The sequence below is a fragment of the Burkholderia sp. Ac-20384 genome, from assembly GCF_017104605.1.
In the GTDB taxonomy this organism is placed as follows: Bacteria; Pseudomonadota; Gammaproteobacteria; order Burkholderiales; family Burkholderiaceae; genus Burkholderia; species Burkholderia lata.
The window spans coordinates 1-1,122 of sequence record NZ_JAAGPE010000647.1; the positions used below are offsets into that span (position 1 = coordinate 1).

1 protein-coding gene and 1 pseudogene are annotated in these 1,122 nt (G+C 70.7%); both read left to right on the top strand.

All coding sequences use genetic code 11. The features are described from left to right. Positions 1–206, top strand: a pseudogene (locus G3O00_RS42575) (LysR family transcriptional regulator); the annotation flags it as partial. A gap of 100 nt (positions 207–306) precedes the next feature. Then, positions 307–1,122: FUSC family protein (locus tag G3O00_RS42580; RefSeq protein WP_206146584.1), on the top strand; the 816-nt coding region annotated here is incomplete at its 3' end.

The window sequence follows — 1,122 nt, forward strand, 5'->3', positions numbered from 1 at the left end:
CAAATCTACGCGAGCATCTCGCGCGCGGCGCGGTGCGGGCCGGGCTCGGCGTGCGCGCGTTCGAACTGCCGGTGCCGCTCGAAACCGTGCTGATCACGCAGGCGTGGCATCCGCGCTTCCAGAGCGACCCCGCGCACCAGTGGTTGCGGCGTGTCGTGCGCGGGCTGTGCACCGGCCAGCCGGCGCTGCATCCGGCGCACGCATGACGCATGCGTCGCACGCACTCGTCGAGTGCAAAGACGTCACTGTTCCGCATGCATCGCTCGACCGTAGACTGGCTTCGTCCTTTCTCATGGAGCGTGCGCAGTGCATGACGCAGCAGATCAGACGCGCGCCGTCGCGCCGCCGCCCCGTCGCCTGAATCGCGCGGCCGCGGCGCTGATCGCGCGCATCGACATCTTCACGCCGCGCGGCGCGTATGTCGCGCGCTCGGTCATTGCCGCCGCGCTCGCGCTCGGCGTCGCCTACCTGCTCGAACTGGAAACGCCGTATTCCGCGGCGTCGACGGTGCTGCTCGTGATCAATCCCGTGCAGGGCGCGGTGATCGGCAAAGGTGTGTGGCGCGTGGTCGGCACGATCGCGGGGATGGTCGTCGCGTTCGTGCTGATGGGCTGCTTCGCGCAGCAGCCGCTGCTGTTCATCCTCGGCTTCGCGTTCTGGCTCGGCGTCTGCGTGGCGGGCATGACGCTGCTGCGGCACTTCCGCGCGTCGGGCACCGTGGTGGCCGGCTACACGATCGGCCTCGCGACCTACGGCGCGATGCAGCATCCCGAGCTGACCTTCGAGCACGTGATCGGGCGCGGCTCGACCGTCGCGATCGGCGTCCTGTGCCTGAGCCTCGTGTCGATGCTGCTCGGCACGCGCGACGTGCACGCGAAACTCGACGCACTGGTCACGCGCGTCACGGCCGACGTCGCGCGGGTCATCGCCGCGCAGCGCAACGGCCTCGCGGCGGCGCCCGCCGACGACAAGCGGCACGCGCTGTTCGCCGGCATCTACGGCATCGACGATCTGCTCGCGCTCGGCAAGGCCGAATCGGAAGATCTCGCGCAGCGCGCGGCCGCCGTGCGGCACGGAATGGCGTCGCTGTTCGGTGCGCTCGCGGGCGGCACGCCGCCGTTG